Annotated in this window: 5 protein-coding genes; 1 reads left to right on the forward strand and 4 read right to left on the reverse strand. The window is 72.3% G+C overall.

Translation table 11 applies throughout. The annotated features are described in order from the left end of the window. The first annotated feature begins 103 nt into the window (after positions 1 to 103). A complete protein-coding gene (gene eda, locus E2651_RS41065) occupies positions 104 to 730 on the forward strand; it encodes a bifunctional 4-hydroxy-2-oxoglutarate aldolase/2-dehydro-3-deoxy-phosphogluconate aldolase (RefSeq protein WP_135336372.1) in 627 nt (208 codons plus the stop codon). Positions 731 to 887: 157 nt separating this feature from the next. Here eda and E2651_RS41070 read toward each other — a convergent pair whose 3' ends face one another. The 4 genes from E2651_RS41070 to E2651_RS41085 all read right to left on the reverse strand — a co-directional run bounded on the left by E2651_RS41070 (position 888) and on the right by E2651_RS41085 (position 4,911). After that, positions 888 to 2,141, reverse strand: coding sequence for a bifunctional RNase H/acid phosphatase (locus E2651_RS41070; RefSeq protein WP_135336373.1), 1,254 nt, complete (start codon positions 2,139 to 2,141; stop codon positions 888 to 890). Positions 2,142 to 2,169: 28 nt separating this feature from the next. After that, positions 2,170 to 2,913 carry a C4-type zinc ribbon domain-containing protein gene (locus E2651_RS41075; RefSeq protein ID WP_135336374.1) on the reverse strand — a complete coding sequence of 248 codons (744 nt, stop codon included), beginning with the start codon at positions 2,911 to 2,913 and terminating at the stop codon, positions 2,170 to 2,172. Then, the gene (locus tag E2651_RS41080; RefSeq protein ID WP_135336375.1) at positions 2,910 to 3,764 is read right to left on the reverse strand and encodes a Nif3-like dinuclear metal center hexameric protein; all 855 of its coding nucleotides are present in this window, start codon (positions 3,762 to 3,764) and stop codon (positions 2,910 to 2,912) included. The genes E2651_RS41075 and E2651_RS41080 overlap by 4 nt, the downstream gene beginning before the upstream one ends. Before the next feature lie 88 nt (positions 3,765 to 3,852). Continuing rightward, positions 3,853 to 4,911, reverse strand: coding sequence for an iron-siderophore ABC transporter substrate-binding protein (locus E2651_RS41085; protein ID WP_135336376.1), 1,059 nt, complete (start codon positions 4,909 to 4,911; stop codon positions 3,853 to 3,855). Between the last annotated feature and the right edge of the window lie 163 nt (positions 4,912 to 5,074).

The following is a 5,074-nucleotide window of genomic DNA, read 5'->3' on the forward strand; positions in this document are numbered from 1 at the left end:
GCGCTGGGGTCGGGGCCGGGTTCGGCTCGGGGCCCCGAGAGAGTCCGTTGCAAGGTGTGCAATGAGCTTTGCGCAGGATGCTTGTGCCGGGCAGGATGCAGCTATGACTTCCCCCTCCGCCTCCGTCCTCGATCTCGCCCCCGTCGTCCCCGTGGTCGTCGTGGAGGACCTCGCCGACGCCGTGCCTCTGGCGCGCGCGCTCGTCGCCGGCGGGCTGCCCGCCATCGAGGTGACGCTGCGGACGCCCGCCGCGCTCGACGCGATCCGGGCCATCGCCGCCGAGGTCCCGGACGCCGTGGTCGGCGCGGGCACCGTCATCTCGGCCCGGGGTGTCGCCGACACCGTGGCCGCCGGGGCCCGCTTCCTCGTCAGCCCGGGCTGGACGGACACGCTGCTCGGCGCGATGCGGGAGTCGGGGGTGCCGTTCCTGCCGGGCGTCTCGACGACCTCGGAGGTCGTCGCGCTGCTCGAGCGCGGCGTGCGCGAGATGAAGTTCTTCCCGGCGGAGGCCGCCGGCGGGACCGCCTACCTCAAGTCCCTCGGGGGCCCGCTCCCGCAGGCCCGCTTCTGCCCGACCGGGGGCGTCTCCCTCGCCTCCGCGCCCTCCTACCTCGCGCTGCCCAACGTCGGCTGCGTGGGCGGGAGTTGGATGCTGCCCGCCGACGCGGTGGCGGCGAAGGACTGGGACCGGGTCGAGTCCCTGGCCCGCGAGGCGGCAGCCCTGCGCTGACACCGCCGCGGCGCCGCGCCCCGTAAGGGGCGCGGGGCTGTGACATGTGCGGCTCCGCCGCGAAGGGGGTCCCCCCTGTTCGAGCGAAGCCGAGAACTTGGGGGAGCGACCAGCCACGACGGACCCGCGGACGAGTACCGCACTTCCCGCGGAGCGCTTAGCGCAGGTGCGCCGTCTCGTTCAGCAGGCGCAGCGACGCGTTGCCGTCCGCGTAGTACGCCACCGCCGACAGCGAGGCCGCCGAGAGCTCCATGCGGAACAGCGCCTCCGGCGGGGCGCCGAGCGCCAGGCGGACCAGGGTCTTGATCGGCGTGACGTGCGTGACGAGCAGCACCGTCCGGCCCGCGTACTCGGCGATCAGCCGGTCACGCGCCGCCGAGACCCGGCGGGACACCGCGGCGAAGGACTCGCCGCCGGGCGGCGCCGCCTTGGCCGAGGACAGCCACGCGTTGAGCTCCTCCGGCTGGCGCTCGCGCACCTCGCCGAAGGTCAGGCCCTCCCAGGCCCCGAAGTCCGTCTCGCGCAGCCCGTCCTCGATCCGTACGTCGAGTCCGAGGCGGGCGGCCACGGCCTGCGCGGTCTCCTGGCAGCGCTTCAGCGGCGAGGAGACGATCGCCTGGATCGTGCCACGTGCGGCGAGCGCCGCCGCCGCGCGCTCGGCCTGCTCGCGGCCGATGTCCGAGAGCGACGGATCGGAGCCGCCGCTGCCCGAGAACCGCTTCTGCGGGGTCAGCGCGGTCTCGCCGTGCCGCAGCAGGACGAAGGTCGCGGGGGCGCGGAGATCCGGGCCCCAACCGGCCGACGGGGCCTGCGCGGCCACGTTGCCCGCGGCACGGACATCCGCCGCACTGCCGGAAGGCACTTCCGGAGCCCGTCGCTCCGCCAGCGCCGCCCGCGCCTTGGCCGCGCCCGCGGCGGCGTCACCGGGCGGCCCCGAAGGCACCGGGACCGACGCCTTCGCGTCCAGCTCAGCGGTGGAAGCCGAAGCCTCCCACTGCTGCCCCCGCTTGCCCGCGTCCATCGCCTCGTTGGCGAGCCGGTCCGCGTGCTTGTTCTTCTCGCGCGGGATCCACTCGTACGTCACCTGGGACGAGGGGAAGACCCGCGCCGCCTCGGCGGCGAGCGGCTTCATGTCGGGGTGCTTGATCTTCCAGCGGCCCGACATCTGCTCGACGACCAGCTTCGAGTCCATCCGGACGTGGACGGACGCCGAGGGGTCGAGGGCGTACGCGGCCTTCAGACCGGCCACAAGCCCCTTGTACTCGGCGACGTTGTTCGTCGCGACGCCGATGTACTCCGCGGCCTCCGCCAGGGTCTCCCCCGTCGCCGCGTCGATGACCACGGAGCCGTAGCCCGCGGGCCCCGGGTTGCCCCGGGAACCGCCGTCGGCCTCGACGATGAACTCGCGCACGGACACTGTCCCTTACAGAATTACAGCTCTACAGGCCGGACTCGGACGTACGGACCAGGATGCGGCGGCAGTTCTCGCAGCGCAGGACCGTGTCGGGGGACGCCGCCTTCACCTCGTTGACCTCGGTGATGTTCAGCTCGAGGCGGCAGCCCTCGCAGCGCCGCTGGTAGAGCTTGGCCGCGCCGACGCCGCCCTGCTGGACGCGCAGCTTGTCGTACAGCTTGAGCAGGTCGGCCGGGACCGAACCCGCCACGACCTCGCGCTCCTTGGTGACCGTGGCGGCCTCGCCGTCGATCTCCTCGAAGGCGGCGTCACGGCGGGCCGTCGCGTCGTCGGTCTTCGCCTGCACGGAGGAGACCCGCTCGCCCAGCTCGGAGACCCGCTCCTGGGCGGACTCGCGGCGCTCCATGACCTCGAGGACCACGTCCTCCAGGTCGCCCTGGCGCTTGGCGAGCGAGGCGATCTCGCGCTGGAGGTTCTCCAGGTCCTTGGGCGAGGTGACCGCGCCCGAGTCCAGGCGCTGCTGGTCGCGGGCCGCGCGCTGACGCACCTGGTCGACGTCCTGCTCCGCCTTGGTCTGCTCGCGGGCGCAGTCGCTCTCCTCGGTCGTCGAGGCGACGTGCAGGTCGCGCAGCTGCGCGAGGTCCTTGTTCAGCGACTCGATCTCGGCGTGCTCGGGCAGCGACTTCTTCTTGTGCGCGAGCTGCTGCAGGCGTACGTCCAGGGCCTGGACGTCGAGCAGTCGGATCTGGTCGGCGGGCGCGGCGTTCAGTTGGGGGCTCCAGATGTGTCAGTAAGCGGTGAGGCCGCGTGGGCGGTCCAGGGGTCGGTGACCGTCTTCGAGACGTGGACGCGCAGTCCCCATCCGTTCCGGTCGGAAATCTCGTCGAGCTGGGCTGCGGCCAGCTCGCACCAGGGCCACTCGGTGGCCCAGTGCGCGGCGTCGAGCAGCGCGAGAGGCGTGCGTTCGCGGGCCTCGGACGCCGGATGGTGGCGCAGGTCCGCGGTGAGGAAGGCGTCGACGCCGGCGGCCCGTACGTCGTCGAAGAGGCTGTCGCCGGAGCCGCCGCTGACCGCGACCGTGCGGATCAGCTGCTCCGGGTCGCCCGCGACCCGGATGCCCTGTGCGGTGGCGGGCAGCCGCTTCGCCGCGCGCTCGGCGAGCTCGCTCAGCGTCAGTGGGTGCTCGAGCTCGCAGATCCTGCCGAGCCCGCGGCGGCCGTGCGCGTCGGCCGGGTCCGGTACGAGGGGCCGTACGACGCGGAGGTCCAGCGCGCCCGCGAGGGCGTCGGAGACACCGGGGTCGGCCTGGTCCGCGTTGGTGTGTGCGACGTGCAGCGCCACGTCGTGCTTGATCAGGTCGTGCACGACGCGGCCCTTGAAGGTGCCGGCCGAGACCGTCGTCGTACCGCGCAGATAGAGCGGATGGTGCGTGACCAGGAGCTGGGCGCCCAGTCTCACCGCCTCGTCGGCGATCTCCTGGACGGGGTCGACGGCGAAGAGGACCCGGGAGACCTCCGCGTCGGGATCGCCGCAGACGGTGCCGACCGCGTCCCACTGCTCGGCCCGCTCGGGGGGCCACAGGGCGTCGAGGGCGGCGATGACTTCAGACAGACGGGGCACAGAGGAAAGGCTACCCGCCCTCCGTGCCCCACCGGCCATGGCGTACGTACCGCTGCCGGCCGCTCACCGGCTGCGTACGCCTACGTGACTACTTGACGAGGAAGCCCTCGAGGTCGTCCAGGACCAGGTTCGCCGCCGTCACTCCGAGACCCAGGTACCAGGTCTCGTCCGGAACGTCCTTCGCCTGGCCCTTCTTGACCGCGCCGAGCTTCTTCCAGAGGGGGTTCCTCTCGGCCTCGGAGCGGCCGGTCTTCTCGGCGTCGCCGTAGACGCCGGTGAAGATCCAGTCGGCGTCGGCCTCGTCGATCTTCTCCGGGCTGATCTCCGCGGCGAGGTCGTTGATCTGCTGGTTCTTCGGGCGGGGCAGTCCGGCGTCGTCGAGGATCGTGCCGATGAAGGACGCCTTCGCGTAGAGGCGGATACGGTCCGGCAGGTAGCGGAGCATCGTGATCGTCGGCTTGTCGTCGCCGAGGTCGCGGCCCAGGGACCTCGCCTTCTCCTCGTACGAGGCGAGCTCCGTCTTCGCCTTCGCGGTCCTGTCGAGCGCGGCCGCGTTCAGGAGGTAGTTCTCCTTCCACGTGAAGCCGGGGCGGATGGAGAAGACGGTCGGGGCGATCTTGGAGAGCTGCGGGTAGAGCTTGGCGGCCCGCAGTTCGCTGCCGAGGATCAGGTCCGGCTTCAGGCCCGCGATCGCTTCCAGGTTGAGGGAGTTGATCGTGCCGACGTCCTTGGGGTTGCCGGCCTCCTTCTTCAGGTAGCCGGGTACGCCGTCGTCGCCCTCGGTGGGGGCGTAGCCGACGGGCTTCACGCCGAGGGACACGACGTTGTCGAGCTCGCCGACGTCCAGGACCACGACCCGCTCGGGCTGCGCCTTCAGCTCGGTCTTGCCGCGGGCGTGCGTGATGGTGCGGGGGAACTCGCCCGCCTTGGCCGTGGTGCCCATCTTCGCCGTCTGCTCGGCGGCCTTGGCGAAGTCGTCGCCGCCCTGGGCCACGGACTTGCTGCCGCTGCCGTTGTCGGACTTGCCGGAGTCCGAGCCGCCGTCGCCGGATCCGCAGGCCGCGAGGGAGAGCGCGCCGGCCACGGCGAGGGCGATCGCGGCGGCGGCGCGGCTGCGGGGGCGTACGGACCGTACGGTCGGGGACATCGGTGCTCCAGGGTGTGTGCCGATCACGGTGGAGCCGGGCCGGCATACCGCCCGCCCGAACCACTCCGCGACCACTTAGGTTCGCCTTACTTTAAGCGCGCTCACCCCACCCAGCACAACCACCCCCGCCCCTGTCTCTTTTACACATCTCCGAGCCCACGAG

The sequence above is a fragment of the Streptomyces sp. MZ04 genome (assembly GCF_004684775.1).
Taxonomy (GTDB): Bacteria; Actinomycetota; Actinomycetes; order Streptomycetales; family Streptomycetaceae; genus Streptomyces.